Source organism: Candidatus Accumulibacter aalborgensis, assembly GCF_900089955.1.
In the GTDB taxonomy this organism is placed as follows: domain Bacteria; phylum Pseudomonadota; class Gammaproteobacteria; order Burkholderiales; family Rhodocyclaceae; genus Accumulibacter; species Accumulibacter aalborgensis.
This window is the reverse complement of the sequence record NZ_FLQX01000097.1, coordinates 1-21,744: the sequence shown is the minus strand read 5'-3', so window position 1 is coordinate 21,744 and position 21,744 is coordinate 1. Positions and strand designations below refer to the sequence as shown.

The window sequence follows — 21,744 nt, the reverse complement described above, 5'->3', positions numbered from 1 at the left end:
CAGTCATGAACGCACCCGAAACCCCACGCAGCCCAGCCATGATGGCGGACGTCCAGGGATCGGCCGATACCCGACAACTGGCGATCAACAAGGTGGGGATCAAGGCCATTCGTCACCCGGTAAAGGTGCTCGACAAGTCCGGCGGCGTCCAGCACACGATTGCCATGTTCAACATGTACGTGAGCCTGCCACACAACTTCAAGGGAACGCACATGTCACGCTTCGTGGAGATTCTCAACAGCCACGAACGCGAGATTTCGGTCGAAAATTTCCCGGCCATGTTGCGTGAAATGGTGCACCGGCTCGAAGCCGAGACCGGGCACATCGAAATGAGCTTCCCGTATTTCATCAACAAGGCGGCGCCGGTGTCCGGCGTCCAGAGCCTGATGGATTACGACGTGACGCTGATTGGCGAGATCGCTCATGGCTGCATGGAGTCAACGATCAAGGTCGCCGTTCCGGTTACCAGCCTCTGCCCATGTTCGAAGGAGATCTCAGAGCGCGGCGCTCACAACCAGCGTTCGCAGGTCACGGTCACGGTGAGCATCAATGAGCACCTGTGGATCGAAGAACTGGTTCAATTCGTCGAAGACGAGGCATCCTGCGAGTTGTACGGTCTGCTCAAGCGGCCCGACGAAAAGTACGTGACCGAAAGGGCTTACGACAACCCGAAGTTCGTCGAGGACATGGTCCGCGACGTCGCAGCCCGCCTCAACGGCGAGCGGCGCATCGACGCCTACGTCGTCGAGTCCGAGAACTTCGAGTCGATCCATAACCATTCGGCGTACGCGCTGATCGAGAACGACAAGCGACTGCCCCTCGCACCTGACTGTCCGACCCCGTAAGCGAGCATGGCGGCGTCTCCCGACGCCGCCATGCTTTCTTGCCTGCACAGCAAGCCCCGCGCCTCAGCCGCCTTTCCGCGCTGTTTGCGCGTCAGCGGCTTTTCAGCGCTGCTTGCGCGTCAATTTTTCCTTGATCCGCGCCGACTTGCCTGAACGCTCGCGCAAGTAGTAGAGCTTGGCACGGCGTACGTCACCACGACGCTTGACTTCAATCGAAGCCACCAGCGGCGAGTAGGTCTGGAAGGTTCGTTCGACACCCTCACCGGAAGAAACCTTGCGGACGATGAAACTCGAGTTGAGGCCACGATTGCGCTTGGCAATCACCACCCCTTCGTAAGCCTGCAGACGCTCGCGAGCGCCTTCTTTCACCTTGACCTGGACGACCACAGTGTCGCCCGGCCCAAATACGGGAATGACCTTGCCCAGGCGGGCGATTTCCTCTTGTTCAAGTTGCTCGATCAGATTCATTCTGTAAACTCCATGCATGCGAATTATGTTTTATTGTCCTGACCGCATTGCTCCTGAAACTGCACCAGGAGTTGCGTTTCCGATTTCGACAGCGAGCGCCCCGACAACAAATCGGGACGCCGCTGCCACGTCCGGCCCAGCGCCTGCTGCAGGCGCCAGCGCCGTATTTCCTCGTGGTGGCCGGAAAGCAGAACCTCCGGCACCCGCCGCCCGTCATGTTCCTCGGGCCGCGTATAGTGCGGGCAATCCAGCAAGCCCGCGACAAACGAATCCTGTTGTGCCGACTCGGCGTCGTTCAGCACCCCCGGCAACTGCCTGACGACGGCATCGATCAGGGCCATCGCCGGAAGCTCCCCCCCTGAAAGAACGAAATCGCCGATGGAGATTTCTTCATCGACGCAAGCGTCGAGCAGGCGTTCGTCAATCCCCTCATAGCGACCGCAAACCAGGATCAGTGCTTCCCGGGTCTGCGCCATCCGCATGACGCGCTGGTGCGTCAGCAGCGCACCCTGTGGTGAAAGGCAGATGACGCGGCTGCCAATCACTCCGGCGACCTGTTGCCGCTCGCGCGCAGCCCTGATTGCGGCCTCGAGTGGTACTGGCATCATCACCATCCCCGGACCTCCACCGTAGGGCCGATCGTCGACCGTGCGATGCCTGTCGCGAGTGAAATCGCGCGGACTCCACAGATGGATGCTCCAGTGCCCAGTGGCCAACGCCCGCCGGGTCACACCCGAATGCGTGAGCGCAACAAACATTTCGGGAAACAGGCTGATGACATCAACGACCAAAGGTCCCGCCTCCGGCGGAGCCCAAACTGACGAAGTCACCAGTCGATTTCCCAGTCAACGCGAACGCGCCTTGCCGGCAGGTCGACATCGAGGACCACGGACGCCACGAAAGGCAACAGACGTTCGGCACTCTGGCCATCGCCTACCCGAAACACCGTGTTGGCCGGGGTGTCGATCAAGCCGAGGATCCGACCCAAAGGCTGATCCCGTGTATTGACCACCTCAAGACCGACGAGGTCAGTCCAGTAGTATTCATCGGCTGCCGTCGGCGGCAGGGCCGCGCGCGGGGCGCCCACCAGCACGCCGCCCATCGCCTCGGCGGAGGTCCGGTCAGCAATACACTCCAACTCGGCAATCAGCACGTCGTTGTGCAACTTGCACCTGATCAGTCGCGTCTGCCGCCACCGGTCGGGAGAATCTCCCTCGCGACCGAGCCACCAGCACGCCAGCCTCGACCAGGCCGCCGGATCGTCGGCAAAAGGATAGACCCGAACTGCGCCATGTAAGCCGTAGGGAGCGGCTATCTTGCCGAGAACGATGATCTCGGCGGGCTGCGCGTCGACGGCCGCGACTGCAGACTCAGCCCTGTCAGGCACGAAACCCGGAGGCAAACGTCAAGCTGCCACCTTGGCAGCGGACTGCTTGACCAGGCGAGCGACGGTCATCGACGCCTGAGCACCCTGCTGCTGCCAGTAGCTCAGCCGATCAGCGGCAATGTACAAGCCCTGCTCCTTGCCTGAAGCCAGTGGGTTGTAGAAGCCTATGCGCTCGATAAAGCGACCATCGCGGCGAGCGCGTGCATCAGCCACCACCATATTGTAGAACGGGCGCTTTTTGGCGCCGCCACGGGCCAAGCGAATCACAACCATGATAGTCTCTTCCAAAGCAGAAAAAGGGATGAATTATAGCAAGAAGGGCGGAGAAAGGGAGCCGATGTTAGCGACTATCGGGACCACCGAGCGCTCGCCGACCAAAAGCGGCGCCAAAGGATCGGAAAAGAGGGCGCTGCCTCCCAGAATCCGGCCTCGCAGGTATAATCCTGAAATCCGCATCCAGAGAACAACACATTGATTTTATATCGCTCGATTTGATTGCGCCGCAGCCCTCATGGCAGCCACAAACCGTGTGCCGGCGACGCTGACCGTTACCATTCTTGAGAAGTCATGACCGTTTGACGACGCAAACCTCTTTGGCAGGTAGCCTGATGACCAACACCACCTTAGATGAAGGCCTTGCCCATCAGTCCGGGATACGAACCATCCTGCAATGGCTGGACGAGCCTCTGGCACCTCAACCCGTCGACGAAATTCTTGCCTTACAGGCCAACCTCAAGGCATTGCACACCGCTGAGGCCACCGTGCAGCAACGCACCCGCGCTCTGGACAGCTTGTATCAGCGCAGCACCGCGGCCATCGACAGGCTCATCCCCATGCTCATCGACGTCGGCTTGCCGGTGCCAGCTAAAACGCGTCGGATCGTCCGCAAGGTTCTGGAACTACTACAAATGCTGGCCGATGACACGCTGGCCATGCACGACGAGGCCGCCGATCGGCCCGCGACTGGCGACGCTCGCCTGGCCCCTGAGCTTGGACTGTGGCGAAGCCTGAACGCCCTTGCGCAGGAGTTGATGATCAATCATCTAACGGCCTCTACCGCGCGGCCCGGCGCGTGGCAGCAGTTGCACCAGATTTATGCGACGGCACGACGCCGGCAATTGAACGCAGCCATCCCGAAGGGCATGTCCAGCAGCCTGCAAAAGGTCTACCATGCGGCGATCCTGCTCGGCTGCGCTCAGCCAGCATCACTGGCCTCCCGGGAAGTCATCTTCCTGGCGGCCTATTTCCAGCACTTTGCCGACCGCCTGGAACCGATTTCTGCCGCCGCCGCCGTTACTCCCGGCACTTTCTGGATCGATCCTGCGCGCGACATACCCGCCGTATCGTGCTTGCGCAAGCTGGCCCCACCGATGGTATCGCTGGACGCTTTTTCCTGCGTCCGCTTCACCTTGCTGCTCAAGACGCAGATTGCCAAGCTTGAAGCCGGCACGCCGCCGGAGCAGATGAAGCTGCCGGCCTTCGCCGGCACCCCCGCCGGACTTGGCGTCCTTCGCCGACTGGCGAGCCGCTGGAGCGATGCCGGCAAACGCCGCTTTCAGCGCCGCAGGCAGAACCAGCGAACGGTGCTGACGACGGGCATCGACAGCCTCTGGCAACTGTGCCAGACAGGCGAAGCGGAAGGTCTTGAATTGTCGACCTGGATGATCACCAACCAAAGTCCAGACGGCTATTCCGTGATGCATGTCGCGGGCAAGACCGGCCGCCTGTCGGTCGGCGACGTCGCCGCAGTCCGCACAGGATCCGACCAGAACTGGCAGGTCTGCATAGTCCGGTGGGCAGTATCCGAGAACCCCGAGCATCTCGAACTGGGTCTGCAGATCCTTGCGCCAACGGCCGTACCGGCGATTCTCGCCCGGCATTCGGATGCCCAGAGGACCGAGCATCTGCGAGTCCTCATCCTGCCGCAGATTCCCATGCTGCGGCCCAGTCAATTGCTCGTCGTCGCGTCAGGCGCGCTGCCCAAGGCACACCAGAAACTCGTGCTGGTCATCGAGAAGGGCAACCTGGCGGTGCGCGAAGTCAGGAGCACGCACATTGACGAGCAGACGGGCAGCGTCGAGATCCTGTCGATCGAGCCTGACGAAAATCCTTTTTAGGCAATCAACACAATCCCGTGATGGCAAGAATTCTAGTTCCCTGCGACGGTGGTCTTCGTGCGCTGCGGGCACGCGCCCAGCCGATCGCCTGCCGATGATCCGTGCTCTCTACCTGACCGCCTGCAGCAGCCTTATCGCGCTGATTTTCCTTTGCCTCGCCTGGGAATTGCGCCTGGCACCGGTCCAGCCAGGTGGATCATGGCTGGCCTTGAAGGCTCTGCCGCTGCTGGCACCGCTGTTCGGGATCCTTCACGGTCGCCGCTATTCGTACCAGTGGGCTGCCATGCTGATCCTGCTGTATTTCACCGAGGGCATCGTGCGCGCGACGACCGAAAAGGGAATTGGCCAGTGGCTGGCGATCGCCGAAACAGTCCTCTCGCTGATCTTCTTCTTTGCCACCGTCAGCTACGCCAGACTGACCCGCCCATCGGCGGGTTGAACGGTCACGACTTCTCACGACACCCCCGATATTGAAAGTCATGACCGTTTCCCGCCAGGATTGCCCTCAGACGTCGCCCTGCGGGTCGACCCGATCGGGAAACTGCAGTTTGTTCAAGGCATTCAGGTAGGCCTTCGCTGAGGCAATGACGATATCTGTGTCAGCACCGTTGCCATTGACGATGCGGCCACCTCGTGCCAGGCGCACGGTCACCTCACCCTGCGCGTCGGTACCTGTGGTGATCGCATTGACCGAATAGAGCAGCAACTCGGTGCCGCTGGCGGCAATCGATTCGATCGCCTTGAAAGTCGCGTCGACCGGACCGCTACCGATCCCCGATGCCTTCTTCTCGCACCCGCCCACCGTCAAGGTCACGTTCGCCGCCGGCGTCTCGCCGGTTTCCGAGCAGACATGGGAATAGACCAGCTTGTAGTGCTCGCTTGCCGGCGCCAGTTCTTCATCCGAGACCAGCGCCTGCAGGTCTTCGTCAAAAATCTCGTGCTTCTTGTCGGCCAGTTCCTTGAAACGCGCAAAAGCGGTATTCAGCGATTCTTCGCTCTCGAGGATGATTCCCAGTGCCGACAGGCGAGACTTGAAGGCATTTCGTCCCGAGTGCTTGCCGAGTACGAGCTTGTTCTGGGCCCAGCCGACATCCTCGGCGCGCATGATCTCGTAGGTTTCACGGTGTTTGAGCACGCCGTCCTGATGAATTCCGGATTCGTGCGCAAAGGCGTTGGCACCCACCACGGCCTTGTTCGGCTGGACCGGGTAACCGGTAATCTGCGACACCAGCTTGGAAGCAGGAACAATCTGCGTCGCATCGATGCGCGTCCGGACCGGGAAAATATCGCTGCGCGTCCTCACCGCCATCACGACCTCTTCGAGCGACGCGTTGCCGGCTCGTTCGCCGAGACCGTTGATCGTGCATTCGACCTGGCGTGCGCCGGCCAGCACCGCCGAAAGAGAATTGGCGACCGCCATGCCCAGATCGTTGTGACAATGGGTGGACCACACCACCTGGTCCGCCCCCGGTACGCGTTCGATCAGCGTGCGGATCAGCTCCCCCCACACCGAGGGGACGCTGTAACCCACGGTATCGGGAACATTGATCGTCCTGGCTCCGGCCTCGATGGCCGCGGCGAAGACACGGCACAGAAAATCAACGTCGGAGCGTACCGCATCCTCGGCCGAAAACTCGACGTCGTCAGTGTATTCACGAGCCCAGCGCACGGCCCGCACGGCCGCGTCGACCACCTGATCGGGCGTCATGCGCAGTTTCTTCTCCATGTGAATCGGACTGGTGGCAATGAAAGTATGAATCCGGCCGCTCGCTGCCGGTGCAATAGCCTCGCCCGCGCGGCGTATATCATTCTCGCTGGAGCGAGCAAGAGAGCAGACAGTCGCCCCTTTGATGACCCGGGCAATTGACCGGATGGCCTCGAAATCACCAGGCGACGCGGCGGCAAAGCCTGCTTCGATGACATCGACCTGCATGCGCTCGAGCTGGCGCGCGACGCGCAGCTTTTCTTCCCTGGTCATCGACGCGCCCGGACTCTGTTCGCCGTCACGCAAGGTGGTATCAAAAATTACCAGATGATCTTTCATGTCCAGACTCCGGAGGTGTGGGAAGGCTAACCCGGTTGCTGCGGCGTCCTCGATCTGATCCGCCTCGCCACTGCCAGGACGTACCCGGAGAGAGCATAAGCGACGAAGAGGCCAAACAGGGCAACCGGCGTGTCATAAGAGACCACGGCAAAACCAAGCGCGATGGCAACCACAAAGATGAACGGCACGCTGCGCCGCAGGTTGACGTCCTTGAAGCTGTAGAAGCGAATAGTGGTCACCATGGTGATACCGGCAAAGATCACCAGTCCGCAGGCAATCCAGCGGACGTCGGCGGCGGCGACGCCGTTGTCGATCATCACCCACAGGAAACCGGCCACCAGCGCCGCCGCCGCCGGGCTGGGCAAGCCCTGGAAGTAACGCCGATCGGTCACCTCCAGCGTGGTATTGAAGCGCGCCAGACGCAGTGCGGCGCCGACACAATAGATGAAGGCCGCGATCCAGCCGAGTCGCCCCATGTCCTTGAGCGCCCAGGCGTAGGCCACCAGAGCCGGGGCAACACCAAACGAGACCATGTCCGACAGCGAATCGTACTCGGCGCCGAACGCGCTCTGGGTGCGCGTCAGGCGCGCCACCCGACCATCGAGGCCGTCAAGCACCATGGCCACGAAAATCGCCACCGCAGCCAACTCGAAGCTGCCCATCATCGCCTTGACAATCGCGAAGAAACCGCAGAACAGCGCCGCCGTGGTGAACAGGTTGGGCAGTACATAGATGCCTCGTCGCCGCAACTCGGGGTTGAACAAGGTCTTGCGAGGCTTGATTTCAGGCATTGCGCTGCTCTGTGACATCCGGATCAGGCGGAGAGGACGCGGCTAGCGCCCTCCCTTTTTCGGCAACCTGCCGAATCGATCAGTTCTTGCTCTGATCAACCAGCCTGTTCTTCTTGATCCAGGGCATCATGTCGCGCAGTTTGGCGCCGACGACTTCGACGTCGTGCTGGGCAATCAGGCGGCGACGTGCGGTCATCGAGGGATAGTTGGTTCGCCCTTCGAGGATGAACATCTTCGCGTAGTCACCATTCTGAATGCGCTTGAGCGCCTCCCGCATGGCTGCACGCGACGTCTCGTTGATCACCTCGGGGCCAGTCACGTACTCGCCATACTCGGCGTTGTTCGAAATCGAGTAGTTCATGTTGGCGATGCCGCCCTCGTACATCAGGTCGACGATCAGCTTGAGTTCATGCAGGCACTCGAAATACGCCATCTCGGGTGCGTAGCCAGCCTCAACCAGTGTCTCGAAGCCCATCTTGACCAATTCGACGGCGCCACCGCAGAGCACGGCCTGTTCGCCGAACAGATCGGTTTCGGTCTCCTCGCGGAAGTTGGTCTCGATGACCCCGCCCTTGGTGCCTCCATTCGCTGCTGCGTAGGACAGCGCGATGTCCCTGGCCTTGCCGGAACGGTCCTGGTGCACGGCAATCAGTGACGGGACGCCGCCACCCTTGAGATACTCGGAGCGCACCGTATGCCCCGGCCCCTTTGGCGCGACCATGATTACATCAAGGTCGTCGCGCGGCACGACCTGGTTGTAATGAATGTTGAAGCCATGGGCAAAAGCCAGGGCAGCACCTTTCTTCATGTGTGGAGCGACGTCGGCCTGATAGACCTGCGGGATGTTTTCATCGGGCAGCAGCATCATCACCACGTCGGCGCCCTTGACTGCCTCGGCCACCTCCTCGACCTTCAGGCCTGCATTCGCGGCCTTGCTCCACGACACACCTTCCCTGCGCAAGCCAACCGTTACATTGACGCCGGAATCACTCAGATTCTGCGCGTGCGCATGGCCTTGCGACCCGTAACCGACGATGGTGACCTTCTTGCCCTTGATCAGGGACAGGTCGGCATCCTTGTCGTAATAAACTTTCATGGAATTTCCTCTGTTTAGACTTTTAGAATGCGCTCGCCACGGCCGATGCCACAGACACCGGTGCGAACCGTCTCGAGAATCAGCCCCGTGTCGATGGCCTGGATGAACGAGTCGAGCTTCGCTCCGCTGGCGGTAAGCTCTATGACATACGTCGATTCGGTGACGTCGACGATGTGGCCACGGAAGATGTCTGCCAGACGTTTAACTTCCTCACGATCCTTGCCTGTGGCCCGGACCTTGATCAGCATCAACTCGCGCTCGATGTGTGGTGCCTCGGAAAGATCGACGACCTTGATGACATCGATCAGCTTATTCAGTTGCTTGGTGATCTGCTCGATGACGGCGTCGGTGCCCGAAGTGACGATCGTCAACCGTGACAGGGAAATGTCCTCCGTCGGCGCCACGGTCAGGGTCTCGATGTTGTAAGCGCGCGCCGAGAACAGCCCCGCCACTCGCGACAGCGCACCAGCTTCGTTCTCCAGCAGGATTGAGATAATGTGTCGCATCTTGCCTTTCCCTTACAGATCTTCAGTCAGGATCATGTCCGCCAGCCCTTTGCCGGCGGCCACCATCGGAAAGACATTGGCTTTCTGATCGGTGATGAAATCCATGAACACCAGGTCGTCCTTGTGCTCGATGAACGCCTTCTTCAGCGCCGCCTCGACGTCTTCCGGCCGTTCAACGCGGATTCCGACGTGGCCGTAAGCCTCGGCCAGCTTGACGAAGTCGGGCAGCGAGTCCATGTACGACTCCGAGTAACGACTGCCGTAGAACATCTCCTGCCACTGCCTGACCATGCCCAGGTAGCGGTTGTTGAGGTTGATGATCTTGATCGGCAAACGAAACTGCTTGGCGGTAGACAGCTCCTGAATGCACATCTGGATAGACCCTTCACCGGTGACGCAAACAATCTGCAGCTCCGGATGAGCCAGCGCCGCGCCCATGGCGTAAGGGAGGCCGACACCCATGGTCCCCAGGCCGCCTGAGTTGAGCCACCGCCTTGGCTGGTCGAACTTGTAGTATTGCGCCGCCCACATCTGATGCTGACCGACGTCGGAAGTGACGATCGCATTACCGCCGGTAATCTCGTACAGCTTCTCCATGACGTACTGCGGCATGATGACGCTTTTCTTCCGCCGATACTTCATGCACTGCTTGGCACGCCATTCCTCGACCTGCTGCCACCAGTCGGCGAGCACCGTCGCATCGGGGCTGGCATTGCCGGCGTCAAGCAGCTTGAGCATTTCATCGAGGACGTCCGGGACATTGCCGACAATCGGTACGTCGACCTGGACGCGCTTGGAAATCGATGACGGATCGATGTCGATGTGGATGATTTTGCGTGGTAGCGAGGAAAAGTTCTGCGGATTGCCGATCACCCGGTCGTCAAAGCGGGCGCCGATGGCCAGCAGCACGTCGCAGTGCTGCATCGCCAGGTTGGCCTCGACGGTGCCGTGCATTCCAGGCATGCCAAGGAACTGCCGGTCGGTCGCCGGATAAGCGCCAAGGCCCATCAGGGTGTTGGTAATCGGAAAGCCAAGACGACGGGTGAGCCTGGTCAGTTGCTCGGCGCCATTGGAAAGAATGACCCCGCCGCCGCTGTAGATCATCGGTCGCTTGGCCTCGAGCAGCAGGTGCACCGCCTTCTTGATCTGCCCCAGATGCCCCTTGACCACCGGGTTGTACGAACGCATCTGGATCGTCTCCGGATACTCGAACTTGCACTTGGCTGCCGTGACGTCTTTCGGAATATCCACCACCACCGGCCCTGGACGACCACTGTTGGCAATGTAGAAAGCCTTCTTGATCGTCACGGCCAGGTTGCGCACGTCATTGACCAGGAAGTTGTGCTTGACGCAGGGCCGGGTAATACCCACGGTGTCGCATTCCTGGAAAGCGTCCTGCCCAATGTACTCGTTCGGCACCTGGCCCGAGATGACCACCAGCGGAATCGAATCCATGTAGGCGGTCGCAATACCGGTCACGGCATTGGTGGCACCGGGACCGGAAGTCACCAGCGCAACGCCGACCTTGTGCGATGACCGAGCCAGACCATCGGCGGCGTGCACTGCCGCCTGCTCGTGGCGAACCAGAACATGCTTGATCTGATCCTGCTTGAAGAGCGCGTCATAAATATGAAGAACTGCCCCGCCGGGATAGCCGAATACGTATTCGACCTTTTCTTCCTGCAGGCACCTGATTACAATCTCCGCACCGGTCATCATCGTCATCGCCGTCGCCCCAGCAAGCAAATTGCTCGAAAAAAGCTTGCAACGTTAACGCTTCAGCCTCGATTGGTCAAGGCATTCACACCACAGGGCGGCTGGGAAGCAGCCTCCAACCCGACAACAGCAAGGATTTCCGCTCTGGCCAGCCAACGCGAACTGTCAGATTTTCTCACCGAGATCGAACGCCGTGCTTTCAAGCAGGCGATGTTCGCCGTGCGCAACGAAGAATCCGCACTCGACATCGTCCAGGACGCGATGATGAAGCTCGCCGAAAAGTATGGTGATCGCCCGCCGGCCGAACTGCCCATGCTTTTCCATCGCATCCTGCAGAATACCATTCGCGACTACTATCGACGCAGCAAGGTCCGCTCCATGTGGACCACCCTGCTTTCTGCCCTTTCGCCGAGTGATGACGAGGATCACGATCCGCTCGAAACGATCGCCGGCGAGTCGGGGTCATACAGCCCACAGACCCCGGACGGCCAGCTTCAGCAGGCGCAAACCCTTGCGATAATAGAGAAAGAAATAGAATTGCTGCCCATGCGTCAACGCGAAGCCTTCCTGCTGCGTTACTGGCAAGATATGGATGTTGCTGAAACGGCGTCGGCCATGGGCTGCTCGGAGGGCAGCGTCAAGACGCACTGCTCGCGTGCCAATCACACGCTGGCGGCAGCGCTGAAAGCGAGAGGAATTACCTTATGAATGAACTGCATTTCGCCTACAAGCTCAGGCAGTACCTGAACCGTGGGCTGCTCGAACTACCACCGACGACTGTCGACCGCCTGGCCGGCGCGCGCGAGCGCGCGTTGGCACGGCAGAAGGTCGCCGAGCACCAGACGGTGCTCGCCACGGCAGGCAGCTTCGTACAGCACCACATCGACAGTTGGCACCTCCGGCAGGTGTTGCTGGCGCTGGCCGTCGTTTTTGGCGTGGCCACTTACACCTATTGGTCCGCTGACCAGAATGTCGCCGAAATGGAAGCCATCGACAGCGCGCTGCTGGCCGACGATCTGCCGATTGCTGCCTACACCGACAGGGGCTTTGCTGCATGGCTGAAAAGCTCCGCGTCGGAGTAGTCCTCGCTAGTTTCGTGGCGTTCACGGCCTGGGCTGACGCCCCCAGCCCATCGGCACTGATCACACCGCCGCAGCCGCAGTGGAGCGAGTTGACGGTCGAGCAGAAGACCATCCTCGCTCCGCTCAGTGACGACTGGGATGCGATGGAGTATTACCGCCAGAAGAAATGGCTGGGTATCACTCGCCGCTTCTCGAACATGACGCCGGAAGAGCAGCGCCGAATTCAGGTGCAAATGCAGGAGTGGGGGAAGCTGACGCCCGAAGAACGACGACTCGCGCGCGAGAATTTCAAGACCGCCAACCAGCTTCCCGTCGAGAAGAAACAGCAGCTCAGGCAGAAGTGGGAGGAGTACTCCAGCCTGCCGGAAGAAGAAAAGGAACGGCTGAAGCAGCAGGCCGACACCAGAGCGGTAGACAAACGGGGACGGGCCGACACCAACGCTGCACCACCCGGCCCGGCGACCTCATCGGCTTCGCCGCCGCTCGCGCCGCCCCCTTCGATGCCAGAAACCCGTTCGCCTCTGACCACCAGCAGCAGCGCCCCGCCGGCGGGCGAAGTGGAAACCAGGCGCTGATGACGGCCGCAGAAGCTGTCAGGCGGCCGGGTATCCTGCGCCGACTGGCGAGCATGTGCTACGAGTCCTTGCTCTTGCTGGGCGTCCTCGCGGCCCTGCTGGTACTACCGCACGTCCTCTTGGGCGCCTTCGCCCATCGCCTGGCTGCGCCGGTCATTTTGCAAACCCATGGCTTCATCGTTTTGCTCATCTATTTTCTCTGGTTCTGGAGCAACAGCGGGCAAACACTGGCCATGAAGACGTGGCGCATTCGCCTCGTCACCCACGATGGACAAGCGGTCCGCCCGGCTCAGGCTCTCATACGCTACCTCTTGTGCTGGCCGAGTCTCCTGCTCGGCGGCGCAGGCATCCTCTGGGCACTGTTCGATCGGGAGCAACTGTTCCTGCATGACCGACTGGCGGGCACCCAACTGGTGATGACCTGAGCGCCGTTCAGCGCCTTTCGACCCACCAGATCATGGCCAATGCGGTCAGCAGGAACAAGACGGATGGCGTCACTGCGCTGAGCACCGGCGACCAGTTGTTGATCGCCCCGAGATTCGAAAAGAGTCCGTTGAGCATGTGAAACAGGACGCCAATCATGACCCCGGAAAAAATCTTGAGGCCAACCCCTTCGACCCTGGAATGTGCACCGCCAAACGGAACTGCGAGGGCAACCATCACCAGGGCGGCCAGCGGATAAACCACTTTCTTCCAGAATGCGATGCCATAACGGTTGGTGGTCTGGTGGTTGTCCGCCAGATGCTTGGTATAGGCCGACAGGTGCCGCAGCGACATACGGTCGGGCGGAACCATCAGCACCGCCAGGATGTCGATGTTCAGGGCTGAATGCCAGAGCATCTCCGGCATCTTCTGCACTTCGGCATGCTCGGCATGCAGGATGGTCCGCACCACGTTGGTCAAGCGCCAGCTATCGGGAACCACGTACTCGCCTTCCCCCGCCTCAGTAAACGAGAGCAACTTCGCATCCTGGCCGAATTCGAAAATTCGGATGCCCCGTAAACGCGTATCCGGCAGCACGACGCTTACGTTGATGAAACTGCGCTCGTCCTTGACCCACAAGCCGGAACGCAGGTCCTGGCCAACCATGCGGCCCCTTTCCTTCAAGCGCAGTTGAGTGGCAGCCCGTTCGGCTGGCGGGACCACGTACTCGCCGATCAGGAAAGTCGCCACGGCGAACGCGCCAGCCACCTGGAACAACTCCCGCAGCAAGACCCATGACGACAGGCCCGACACCCGCAACACGGTAAGCTCGGAGTGACGAGCCAGCGTCGATAAGGCGTAGAGCGTACCGATCAGGACGGCAATCGGCATCAGCTCATAGACACGCCCCGGCACGTGGAGCAGGACAAAACCAAACGCATGGTGAAGCTGGTAGCCGCCCTGGCCGACGCTCTTTATCTCGATGAGCATGTCGAAGAAGGAAAACAAGGCGAGGAAGGCCAGCAACACCAGCAGTATGGCGCCGGAAACCTCACGCGCAAGGTAGCGACGATAGATCTTCATCGCGACAGGCGAAAAATGGAGGGCACCGCAATACGATGGTAGAACATCAGCGGGAGAAGGCAAAGCATGAGCAGATGGACAGCAGCCAGACCGAGAGCAAAGGACACTTGCCCGCTGGCGACCCAACCCTCGCTGATGGTCAACAGGTTGTTGTAGATCAGATAGACGAGTATGGCCAGCAGCATGTTCGCTGACCGACCTGCGCGCGGATTGACGAATGATAGGGGAATCGCGAGCAAGGCCAGGACGACCGCCGAGACCGGAATACCGATACGCCAGAGCAGTTCGGCCCGGTAGGCAGGCAGGTCGATTGGCAGCAGTTCCACAGTGGGCATATTCCTCGGCGTCCGTTGTATGCCGCGCGCCTCCTTCGTTTCCAGGCGAATGGCATAGCGCGCATAGTCCAGGATGCGCAGCGCAGCAGTTCCGGGCTCAAGCTCGTAACGGCTGCCACTCTGCAGAACGATGAAGCGATCTCCGTTCTCGGCGATCTCCTGGTGTCCGCTACCCGCCATCGTCACGCCCAGGCGATCGGGTCGCATTTCGCTGACAAACACGTTGCGAACGTGGCTGGTGTCATCCGCAACCCCCTCGACAAAAACCACGCGATCGCCGGCCGACGATTCCTGGAAGACGCCTGGCGCCACCTGGCCGGCATCCTTGCGCGTACTCAGTTTGCCGCGGTACTCGGCGCTCTGGGACAAGGCCCAGGGAGTCAGAAAGAAGGAAAGCGCCGCGATGGTCACCGTCAGCGGCAGGGCGAAGGCCAATACCGGCCTAATCCAGGCCGTCAGCGGCAAACCGCAAGAGAACCAGACGACCATTTCGGAATCGCGGTAGCTGCGCGACAAGGTCAACAAGATGGCGACAAACAACGACAGCGACAACAGCGCCGGCAGGTAATTGAGCGACGAGAAGCCCAGCAGCGCGGCCACGGCATCCGGGTCAACGCTGCCTCCCGCCGCTTCATTCAGCAGCCGAATCAGCAGAGTTGTCACGATGATGGCGAAAAGTGCAATGAAAACACCCGCAGCAGTGTGGGTGAACTCGCGCCGGACAGCACGCTGGAAGATCATTTTTTGACTTTGATGAAAAACTACAGTGATAATCAGCGTTTTAGAACAATCACGCGGCGCATGAGGAGGGGAAGTGGAATTTAGCATAAAAAGTGGTAGCCCGGAAAAGCAGCGCAGCGCCTGTGTCGTGGTCGGCATTTTTGAACCACGGAAGCTGACTCTGGCTGCAGAGCTCCTTGACAACGCGGCGCGCAACCATCTTTCGGACATCATCCGCCGTGGCGACATGGAGGGGAAGGCGGGCTCCACACTACTGCTGCACAATGTTCCGGGCACGTTGTGCGACCGCGTCCTGCTGGTAGGGCTAGGCAAGGAGAAGGAATTCGGCGACAAGGAATATGGCGACGCGATTCGCTGTGCGGTGCGCACTCTGAACGAAACGGGGGCTTTTGACGGCACCGTTTTCCTGACCGAAACGAGCGTCAGGAAGCGCTCCGGGGCATGGCGTGTGCGGCAGGCAAGCATTGCCGCGCAGGAAACCGTCTATCGCTTCGATCAGTTCAAGAGCAAGAAGGACAAGGTTCGCAGGCCGCTGCGCAAGCTGACCTTTGTCGTCGATCGCCGCAACGAACTGAGCGCTGCCGAGGAAGCGCTGAACCAGGGGCAGGCGATCGCCGATGGCATGTCGCTGGCCAAGGATCTCGCCAATTTGCCGGGCAACGTCTGCACGCCGAGCTACCTTGCCGAAGCGGCACAAAAGATGGCCGCGGAACACAAGATCGATTGCCAGATCCTGGAGCGTGAGGAGATGGCCACACTGGGGATGCATTCCCTGCTTTCCGTTGCCAAGGGGTCGCGGCAAGCTCCGAAACTGATCGTCCTGCAGTACAAGGGCGGCAAGGCCGATGACCGACCGATCGTCCTGGTCGGCAAAGGAATCACCTTTGATAGCGGCGGAATTTCGCTCAAGCCGGCGCCGGACATGGATGAAATGAAGTACGACATGTGCGGCGCGGCGAGCGTTCTCGGCACCCTCAAGGCAGCGGCACTGCTGAAACTGCCGCTCAACCTGACGGTACTCGTGCCGACCGCCGAAAACATGCCGGGAGGCGGCGCCAGCCGGCCGGGCGATATCGTCACCTCGATGTCCGGTCAGACCATCGAGATCCTGAACACCGATGCCGAGGGTCGGCTGATCCTCTGTGATGCACTGACCTACGCTGCGCGCTTCGATCCGGACACCGTGATCGACGTTGCAACGCTCACCGGCGCCTGTGTCATCGCGCTCGGCCATGTCGCCACCGGCCTGTTCGCCAACAACGACACCCTGGCCCGCGAACTGGTCCATGCCGGTGACGAAGCGCACGACCGGGCCTGGCAAATGCCCCTCTGGGACGATTACCAGGAACTGCTCAAGAGCCCCTTCGCCGACATGGCCAACGTCGGCGGTCGTTGGGGTGGCAGCATCACCGCTGCCTGTTTCCTCGCCCGTTTCACAAGGAAGTACATATGGGCCCACCTCGACATCGCCGGCACGGCCTGGAAGTCAGGGACCGACAAGGGAGCAACCGGGCGGCCGGTGCCCCTGCTCATGCACTTCCTGCTCAAGCGCGCCGGAAAACTGACTTGACCCAGGTCTTCTTCTACCACAGCGCCGCTGACCGGATTGCCGCAGCGGCGTCCCTGATCGGCAAGGCATTCAGCCAGAAGAAGGCCTTGCTGGTCTACGCACCGGATGCCGAGCTGGCAGCGGCTCTCGACCGCCATCTGTGGACTCACCCGCCGACGGGCTTCGTCCCGCACGTCGGCGTCAACTCGCCGCTGGCCGCTGAAACGCCGGTGTTGATCGCCAGCCAGCTCGAATCAGTGCCCCACGACGAGCGACTGTTCAATCTGTCCACCGAGGTACCGCCAGGGTTTTCCCGTTTTGCCAGCCTGATCGAAGTCGTCGGCCAGGAGGACGAAGAGCGCGTCGCTGGCCGCCGACGGGCCAAGTTCTACAAGGATCGCGGCTACGAAATCAGGTATCTCGATCTGTCCGGAAGCAGTTGATGGCGGACAACCAGGACCTCGTCCGTCGCGCCAACTCGCTGATCAAGCCGACGCTTGACCTGGCCAGTGGTGATCGCCCGGAAGGCCGACGCCGAATGCGCCAGCGGCGCAGCTTCGTGGCCCTGGCGGCGGTCACCGATACGGCAAATGGCCAGCGCCTCGCACGGCCGGACGGCGATGACGACGACGTGCCGGTGCTCACCGACGTGGTCCTCGCGGCGCCCGCCGCAGCCGAGGAAGGCGAGGAAAGAATCGCCGCACGGCTACGCGCGGCGCTGGCCGCAGAACTGGCCGATGCCGTCGATCGACAGATTGCCAACCAACTGCCAGCGCTGGTCGAGGCCGCCCTGGGCAAAGCCGCAGACCAGGTGCGACAAGGGATGGCAGCAACCATCGAGATGGCCTTGCTTGACTTCCAGGCGCAGCGTGGGCAGCTACGGCTGCCCCTGCCGGAACCCGACTCCGACGGTCCAGGCCACGCCTGAGCACGCGCCGCCGTCGCAGCCGGTGGCACAGCGCGATCCGGTATAATGCGCGCTCCTGAAATCGACCAATTCCCCGCCATGGAACTTGCCAAAAGCTATGAACCGGCAGACATCGAAAGTCGCTGGTACCCCGAATGGGAAGCCAGAGGCTACTTCGGCGCCGGCCTCGATACCGCCAAAGCGGAAGCCTTCTGCATCCTGCTGCCGCCGCCCAACGTCACCGGAACGCTGCACATGGGCCACGGCTTCAACCAGGCGATCATGGACGCGCTCACCCGCTACCATCGCATGCGCGGCGACAACACCCTGTGGCAACCGGGAACGGATCACGCCGGCATCGCGACACAGATCGTCGTCGAGCGCCAGCTCGACGGCCAGGGAGTCTCGCGTCACGACCTGGGTCGCGAGAAATTTCTCGAAAAAGTCTGGCAATGGAAAGAGTTCTCGGGCAGCACCATCACCCGACAGATGCGTCGCCTGGGCACCTCGCCCGACTGGAGCCGCGAGCGCTTCACCATGGATGCCGGGCTGTCGAAGACAGTCACCGAAACCTTCGTCCGCCTCTACCGGGAAGGGCTGATCTACCGCGGCAAGCGCCTGGTCAACTGGGACCCGGTGCTGCAGACCGCCGTCTCCGACCTCGAAGTGGTGCAGGAAGAGGAGCAAGGGTACCTGTGGCATATTCGTTACCCCCTGGCTGACGGCAGCGCCACGCTGACCGTCGCCACGACGCGCCCGGAAACAATGCTCGGCGATACGGCAGTGATGGTCCATCCGGAGGACGAGCGTTACCGGCACCTGCTGGGAAAAATGGTCAGACTGCCGCTCTGCGGTCGCGAGATCCCGATCATCGCCGACGCTTATGTTGACCTCGCATTTGGTACGGGCTGCGTCAAGGTGACGCCAGCGCACGACTTCAACGACTACGCTGTCGCTCAGCGTCACAAGCTGCCGATGATCCCCATCCTGACGCTCGACGCCAGGATCAACGACAACGCGCCGGCGTGTTATCAGGGAATGGATCGCTTCGACGCGCGCCGACAGGTCGTCGCCGACCTCGAACAGGAAGGCCTGCTTGACAAGGTCGAGCCCCACACGCTGAAAGTGCCGCGCGGTGACCGTACGGGCGTCGTCATCGAGCCGATGCTCACCGACCAGTGGTTTGTTGCGATGAGCAAAGTCACCGCCGACGGAACGAGCATTGCCGGCAAGGCGCTGAGCTGTGTGGCTGCCGGCGAGATCCGCTTCTTCCCCGAGAACTGGGTCAACACCTACAACCAATGGCTGAACAACATCCAGGACTGGTGTATCTCGCGTCAACTGTGGTGGGGCCATCAGATTCCGGCCTGGTACGGCGAAGGTGGGCAAACCTTCGTCGCCCATGACGAAGCCGAAGCCCACGCCGAAGCCGCCGCACAGGGCTACAACGGCCCGCTGATGCGTGACCCCGACGTCCTCGACACCTGGTACTCGTCGGCCTTGTGGCCGTTCTCGACGCTCGACTGGACGCCAGACTACCCGCGCACATCGAACCCGGCACTCGACCTCTACCTGCCGTCAACGGTGCTGGTCACCGGTTTCGACATCATCTTCTTCTGGGTCGCGCGGATGGTGATGATGACCCGGCACCTGACCGGCAAAATCCCGTTCCGGCACGTCTACGTGCACGGCCTGATCCGCGATGCGGAAGGCCAGAAGATGAGCAAGTCGAAAGGCAACGTTCTCGACCCCATCGACCTGATCGACGGCATCGGCCTTGATGCCCTGATCGACAAGCGCACCAGCGGCCTGATGAACCCCAAACAGGCCGAACAGATCGAGAAACGCACGCGTCACGAGTTTCCCGCCGGAATTCCGGCTTTCGGCACCGATGCCCTGCGTTTCACCTTCCTGTCACTGGCCAGTCCTGGACGCGACATCAAGTTCGACCTCAGTCGCTGCGAAGGCTACCGCAACTTCTGCAACAAGCTGTGGAACGCCAGCCGCTTCGTCCTGATGCACACCGCCGGCCAGGACCTCGGCCTCGACGCCTGCGCGCCTGACACCTGCTCAAGCGCACTCAGCTTCTCCTTTGCCGACCGCTGGATCGTCAGCAAGCTGCAGCGAAGCGAAGCCGAGATCGCTCAGCACTACGCCGACTACCGCTTCGACCTGTTGGCCCGCGCGATCTACGAGTTCGTATGGGATGAGTTCTGCGACTGGTACGTCGAGTTGTCCAAGGTGCAACTGCAAAGTGGCGATGAGCCGCAGGTTCGCGCCACACGGCGGACGCTGGCCCGCGTTCTGGAGGCCGTTCTGCGTCTCGCACACCCGCTGCTGCCGTTCATTACCGAAGAACTGTGGCAGGTGGTGGCGCCGATTGCCGGCCGCAAGACGCATGACTCGGTGATGCTCGCCGCTTATCCGGAGGCGCAGGCCGAGAAAATCGACCCGGACAGCGAAGCGAGCGTTCAGCAACTGAAGCATCTGGCCTACGCCGGCCGCAACCTGCGCGGCGAAATGAACGTCTCACCGGCCCTGCGCGTTCCGCTGCTGGCCAGCGGCAACAGCGAGCTGCTGCAGGGCTTGGCCCCCTATCTCAAAGCGCTCTGCAAGCTCAGCGAGGTACAGGTCGTCGACGAACTACCCACCGATGCCAGCGCACCGATCGCCATCGTCGGCGAAACCAGGCTGATGCTGCAGATCCAGATCGACCTCGCCGTCGAAGGCGAACGACTGGACAAGGAAATCGCCCGCTTGCAGGGTGAGGTCGGCAAAGCGCGCACCAAACTGTCCAACGAGAGCTTCGTCGCCCGCGCTCCGGCAGCGGTGGTCGCCCAGGAAAGGAAGCGCCTTGACGACTTCATCGCTACACTGGGGAAACTGGAGCCGCAGCGCGAACGCCTGAAGCGCAGTTGAAATTCGGTTGACTTGAAGAGTGCTGTGAATACTTTCAGGTAGGCACGAGGAAGAAAATGCGTGGCCGTATTACAGTTCCCCGTGCACCCTGCTGACCCCGTTACTTCGCTGATACCTTCAGCGCGAAAATCAGAATCGATGACGTGGTAGCCGCTGCCACGGCGATCTCAACGAAATGCCTCATGCCGGCGAATGCTGGCTCGGCGACTTCCAGCGCCGAACAATCTGATCGGCGAGGTCGCCGAGTTCCGATGCAACAAAGTCCGGGACAGGAACGCCGGCTGCGGGCAGGATCGCGTTGTGCGGACGTGTAAGGAGGGCGCCATGACAGCCGGCGGCCTGGGCGCCAACCGTATCCCACAAATGACAGGCGACGAGGCACAGGTCCGAGGTCTTGACGCCCAGCTCGGTGGCCACGTGCTGGTAGGTTTCGGGTGCCGGCTTGAATTTGCGAACAGCATCGACACTGAAGGCGCGCTCGAAGAATTCGCCGATCCCGGCGCGTTCGAGCGGCGTTGGCGAAAAGCTGCTTGGCGAGTTGGTCAGCGTCACGAGGCAGAAACCCGCATCGCGTAGCCGGGTGAGCGCGGGAGCGACGTCTGGATGCGCCGGCATCGTGCCCATCCGCTGCCTGAGTTCATCGACGTCGCCATCGGCGATGGTGATCCCGCGGGTTGCCGCCACCATGCGCAGGCTTCCCACCCCCAGCTCGCCGAAGGCGGTGTACAGACCCGACAGGGTCATGGTTTGCGAGTAGAGAATCAGTTGCGCGAACCACTCCCGCAGCACGGTGGGGTCGCCGAAGACACGCTCAAACAGCGGTTCGAGGGTAGTGATATCGAGCAAGGTCTCGTTGACGTCGAAGACGATGGTCGGCGTGGAGGTGTCGCTGGACATGAGCTAATCCTTTCTACGGGAGGGTTGGTCTGCCGCACCCACTGGAACGTAGGATTCACGCCGCCCCGCTGCGGTGCGGCGGATGAAGAAACCATATCCGGGCGGATCGGGCTGCCTTGCGCCACTCAAACGGGCGGAATGGCGCATCGACCGGCGTTTGCGCCAGGTGGTTAGTGTAGTTCGACATCACTTCCTGGGCGGCTGTTACGTCGCGCGGTGATTCAGCCTGTTTGGCGCAAGCTGTTCGAGGCTGAGACAGAGGG

Annotated in this window: 23 protein-coding genes and 1 pseudogene; 11 read left to right on the top strand and 13 right to left on the bottom strand. The window is 61.2% G+C overall.

Annotated elements, in window-relative coordinates; all coding sequences use genetic code 11:
• Positions 1–5: 5 nt before the first annotated feature.
• Positions 6–845 (top strand): GTP cyclohydrolase FolE2, encoded by an 840-nt coding sequence (gene folE2, locus ACCAA_RS07475; protein WP_186406610.1) that lies wholly within the window; start codon positions 6–8, stop codon positions 843–845.
• Between the two features lie 102 nt (positions 846–947).
• Here the strand turns inward: folE2 and rplS are convergent, their stop codons facing one another.
• From rplS to rpsP, 4 genes are read right to left on the bottom strand one after another with little or no spacing between them, the layout of a single operon-like run.
• Positions 948–1,313: a 50S ribosomal protein L19 gene (gene rplS, locus ACCAA_RS07470; protein ID WP_186406609.1), complete on the bottom strand. Its 366-nt coding sequence runs from the start codon at positions 1,311–1,313 to the stop codon at positions 948–950.
• Positions 1,314–1,336: 23 nt separating this feature from the next.
• Positions 1,337–2,104 (bottom strand): tRNA (guanosine(37)-N1)-methyltransferase TrmD, encoded by a 768-nt coding sequence (gene trmD / locus ACCAA_RS07465; protein WP_186406649.1) that lies wholly within the window; start codon positions 2,102–2,104, stop codon positions 1,337–1,339.
• A gap of 35 nt (positions 2,105–2,139) precedes the next feature.
• A complete protein-coding gene (rimM, locus tag ACCAA_RS07460; RefSeq protein WP_245754484.1) occupies positions 2,140–2,700 on the bottom strand; it encodes a ribosome maturation factor RimM in 561 nt (186 codons plus the stop codon).
• An 18-nt stretch (positions 2,701–2,718) separates the two neighbouring features.
• Positions 2,719–2,973, bottom strand: a complete 255-nt coding sequence (rpsP, locus tag ACCAA_RS07455; protein ID WP_186406608.1) for a 30S ribosomal protein S16 — start codon at positions 2,971–2,973, stop codon at positions 2,719–2,721.
• A 335-nt stretch (positions 2,974–3,308) separates the two neighbouring features.
• Between rpsP and ACCAA_RS07450 the strand changes: the two genes are divergently transcribed.
• On the top strand, positions 3,309–4,817 hold the full coding sequence (locus tag ACCAA_RS07450; protein WP_186406607.1) for a hypothetical protein: 1,509 nt from the start codon (positions 3,309–3,311) through the stop codon (positions 4,815–4,817).
• A 94-nt stretch (positions 4,818–4,911) separates the two neighbouring features.
• Positions 4,912–5,256: a DUF2069 domain-containing protein gene (locus ACCAA_RS07445; RefSeq protein WP_186406606.1), complete on the top strand. Its 345-nt coding sequence runs from the start codon at positions 4,912–4,914 to the stop codon at positions 5,254–5,256.
• Between the two features lie 66 nt (positions 5,257–5,322).
• Here the strand turns inward: ACCAA_RS07445 and ACCAA_RS07440 are convergent, their stop codons facing one another.
• The 5 genes from ACCAA_RS07440 to ACCAA_RS07420 all read right to left on the bottom strand — a co-directional run bounded on the left by ACCAA_RS07440 (position 5,323) and on the right by ACCAA_RS07420 (position 10,979).
• Complete coding sequence (locus ACCAA_RS07440; RefSeq protein WP_186406605.1) at positions 5,323–6,861, bottom strand: 2-isopropylmalate synthase; 1,539 nt, start codon at positions 6,859–6,861, stop codon at positions 5,323–5,325.
• Between the two features lie 26 nt (positions 6,862–6,887).
• A complete protein-coding gene (pssA, locus tag ACCAA_RS07435; RefSeq protein ID WP_186406604.1) occupies positions 6,888–7,652 on the bottom strand; it encodes a CDP-diacylglycerol--serine O-phosphatidyltransferase in 765 nt (254 codons plus the stop codon).
• A 79-nt stretch (positions 7,653–7,731) separates the two neighbouring features.
• On the bottom strand, positions 7,732–8,748 hold the full coding sequence (ilvC, locus tag ACCAA_RS07430) for a ketol-acid reductoisomerase (protein WP_186406603.1): 1,017 nt from the start codon (positions 8,746–8,748) through the stop codon (positions 7,732–7,734).
• Positions 8,749–8,762: 14 nt separating this feature from the next.
• Positions 8,763–9,254 carry an acetolactate synthase small subunit gene (gene ilvN, locus ACCAA_RS07425; RefSeq protein ID WP_186406602.1) on the bottom strand — a complete coding sequence of 164 codons (492 nt, stop codon included), beginning with the start codon at positions 9,252–9,254 and terminating at the stop codon, positions 8,763–8,765.
• 12 nt (positions 9,255–9,266) lie between these two features.
• Positions 9,267–10,979, bottom strand: coding sequence for an acetolactate synthase 3 catalytic subunit (locus tag ACCAA_RS07420; protein WP_186406601.1), 1,713 nt, complete (start codon positions 10,977–10,979; stop codon positions 9,267–9,269).
• A gap of 135 nt (positions 10,980–11,114) precedes the next feature.
• On the opposite strand from ACCAA_RS07420, the gene ACCAA_RS07415 reads away from it, so the two are divergent.
• From ACCAA_RS07415 to ACCAA_RS07400, 4 genes are read left to right on the top strand one after another with little or no spacing between them, the layout of a single operon-like run.
• Positions 11,115–11,678 (top strand): RNA polymerase sigma factor, encoded by a 564-nt coding sequence (locus ACCAA_RS07415; protein ID WP_186406647.1) that lies wholly within the window; start codon positions 11,115–11,117, stop codon positions 11,676–11,678.
• Positions 11,675–12,052 carry a DUF3619 family protein gene (locus ACCAA_RS07410; protein WP_186406600.1) on the top strand — a complete coding sequence of 126 codons (378 nt, stop codon included), beginning with the start codon at positions 11,675–11,677 and terminating at the stop codon, positions 12,050–12,052. The genes ACCAA_RS07415 and ACCAA_RS07410 overlap by 4 nt, the downstream gene beginning before the upstream one ends.
• Entirely contained in the window at positions 12,025–12,627 is a 603-nt protein-coding gene (locus ACCAA_RS07405; protein WP_186406599.1) for a DUF3106 domain-containing protein, read from the top strand. The genes ACCAA_RS07410 and ACCAA_RS07405 overlap by 28 nt, the downstream gene beginning before the upstream one ends.
• Positions 12,627–13,052, top strand: a complete 426-nt coding sequence (locus ACCAA_RS07400) for an RDD family protein (RefSeq protein ID WP_186406598.1) — start codon at positions 12,627–12,629, stop codon at positions 13,050–13,052. The genes ACCAA_RS07405 and ACCAA_RS07400 overlap by 1 nt, the downstream gene beginning before the upstream one ends.
• A gap of 7 nt (positions 13,053–13,059) precedes the next feature.
• Here the strand turns inward: ACCAA_RS07400 and lptG are convergent, their stop codons facing one another.
• Complete coding sequence (lptG, locus tag ACCAA_RS07395) at positions 13,060–14,133, bottom strand: LPS export ABC transporter permease LptG (RefSeq protein WP_186406597.1); 1,074 nt, start codon at positions 14,131–14,133, stop codon at positions 13,060–13,062.
• Positions 14,130–15,209, bottom strand: a complete 1,080-nt coding sequence (gene lptF, locus ACCAA_RS07390; protein ID WP_186406596.1) for an LPS export ABC transporter permease LptF — start codon at positions 15,207–15,209, stop codon at positions 14,130–14,132. Before lptF ends, lptG begins: the two co-directional genes overlap by 4 nt.
• A 73-nt stretch (positions 15,210–15,282) precedes the next feature.
• On the opposite strand from lptF, the gene ACCAA_RS07385 reads away from it, so the two are divergent.
• The 4 genes from ACCAA_RS07385 to ACCAA_RS07370 all read left to right on the top strand — a co-directional run bounded on the left by ACCAA_RS07385 (position 15,283) and on the right by ACCAA_RS07370 (position 20,584).
• Entirely contained in the window at positions 15,283–16,779 is a 1,497-nt protein-coding gene (locus ACCAA_RS07385; protein ID WP_186406595.1) for a leucyl aminopeptidase, read from the top strand.
• Positions 16,776–17,201: a DNA polymerase III subunit chi gene (locus ACCAA_RS07380; RefSeq protein WP_186406594.1), complete on the top strand. Its 426-nt coding sequence runs from the start codon at positions 16,776–16,778 to the stop codon at positions 17,199–17,201. Before ACCAA_RS07385 ends, ACCAA_RS07380 begins: the two co-directional genes overlap by 4 nt.
• Positions 17,201–17,686: a hypothetical protein gene (locus tag ACCAA_RS07375; RefSeq protein ID WP_186406593.1), complete on the top strand. Its 486-nt coding sequence runs from the start codon at positions 17,201–17,203 to the stop codon at positions 17,684–17,686. The genes ACCAA_RS07380 and ACCAA_RS07375 overlap by 1 nt, the downstream gene beginning before the upstream one ends.
• Positions 17,687–17,764: 78 nt before the next feature.
• Positions 17,765–20,584 carry a valine--tRNA ligase gene (locus ACCAA_RS07370; protein WP_186406592.1) on the top strand — a complete coding sequence of 940 codons (2,820 nt, stop codon included), beginning with the start codon at positions 17,765–17,767 and terminating at the stop codon, positions 20,582–20,584.
• Between the two features lie 180 nt (positions 20,585–20,764).
• Here ACCAA_RS07370 and ACCAA_RS07365 read toward each other — a convergent pair whose 3' ends face one another.
• On the bottom strand, positions 20,765–21,481 hold the full coding sequence (locus ACCAA_RS07365) for a haloacid dehalogenase type II (RefSeq protein ID WP_186406591.1): 717 nt from the start codon (positions 21,479–21,481) through the stop codon (positions 20,765–20,767).
• 55 nt (positions 21,482–21,536) lie between these two features.
• Positions 21,537–21,744, bottom strand: a pseudogene (locus tag ACCAA_RS21790) (hypothetical protein); the annotation flags it as partial.

Coding starts and splice junctions, on each gene's coding strand:
- rplS (WP_186406609.1), bottom strand. CDS start 1,313: ATGAATCTGATCGAGCAACTTGAACAAGAGGAAATCGCCCGCCTGGGC.
- ACCAA_RS07450 (WP_186406607.1), top strand. CDS start 3,309: ATGACCAACACCACCTTAGATGAAGGCCTTGCCCATCAGTCCGGGATA.
- lptF (WP_186406596.1), bottom strand. CDS start 15,209: ATGATCTTCCAGCGTGCTGTCCGGCGCGAGTTCACCCACACTGCTGCG.
- ACCAA_RS07440 (WP_186406605.1), bottom strand. CDS start 6,861: ATGAAAGATCATCTGGTAATTTTTGATACCACCTTGCGTGACGGCGAA.
- ACCAA_RS07445 (WP_186406606.1), top strand. CDS start 4,912: ATGATCCGTGCTCTCTACCTGACCGCCTGCAGCAGCCTTATCGCGCTG.
- folE2 (WP_186406610.1), top strand. CDS start 6: ATGAACGCACCCGAAACCCCACGCAGCCCAGCCATGATGGCGGACGTC.
- ACCAA_RS07370 (WP_186406592.1), top strand. CDS start 17,765: ATGGAACTTGCCAAAAGCTATGAACCGGCAGACATCGAAAGTCGCTGG.
- ACCAA_RS07420 (WP_186406601.1), bottom strand. CDS start 10,979: ATGACGATGATGACCGGTGCGGAGATTGTAATCAGGTGCCTGCAGGAA.
- ACCAA_RS07375 (WP_186406593.1), top strand. CDS start 17,201: ATGGCGGACAACCAGGACCTCGTCCGTCGCGCCAACTCGCTGATCAAG.
- rpsP (WP_186406608.1), bottom strand. CDS start 2,973: ATGGTTGTGATTCGCTTGGCCCGTGGCGGCGCCAAAAAGCGCCCGTTC.
- ACCAA_RS07405 (WP_186406599.1), top strand. CDS start 12,025: ATGGCTGAAAAGCTCCGCGTCGGAGTAGTCCTCGCTAGTTTCGTGGCG.
- ACCAA_RS07410 (WP_186406600.1), top strand. CDS start 11,675: ATGAATGAACTGCATTTCGCCTACAAGCTCAGGCAGTACCTGAACCGT.
- ilvC (WP_186406603.1), bottom strand. CDS start 8,748: ATGAAAGTTTATTACGACAAGGATGCCGACCTGTCCCTGATCAAGGGC.
- pssA (WP_186406604.1), bottom strand. CDS start 7,652: ATGCCTGAAATCAAGCCTCGCAAGACCTTGTTCAACCCCGAGTTGCGG.
- lptG (WP_186406597.1), bottom strand. CDS start 14,133: ATGAAGATCTATCGTCGCTACCTTGCGCGTGAGGTTTCCGGCGCCATA.
- ACCAA_RS07365 (WP_186406591.1), bottom strand. CDS start 21,481: ATGTCCAGCGACACCTCCACGCCGACCATCGTCTTCGACGTCAACGAG.
- ilvN (WP_186406602.1), bottom strand. CDS start 9,254: ATGCGACACATTATCTCAATCCTGCTGGAGAACGAAGCTGGTGCGCTG.
- ACCAA_RS07400 (WP_186406598.1), top strand. CDS start 12,627: ATGACGGCCGCAGAAGCTGTCAGGCGGCCGGGTATCCTGCGCCGACTG.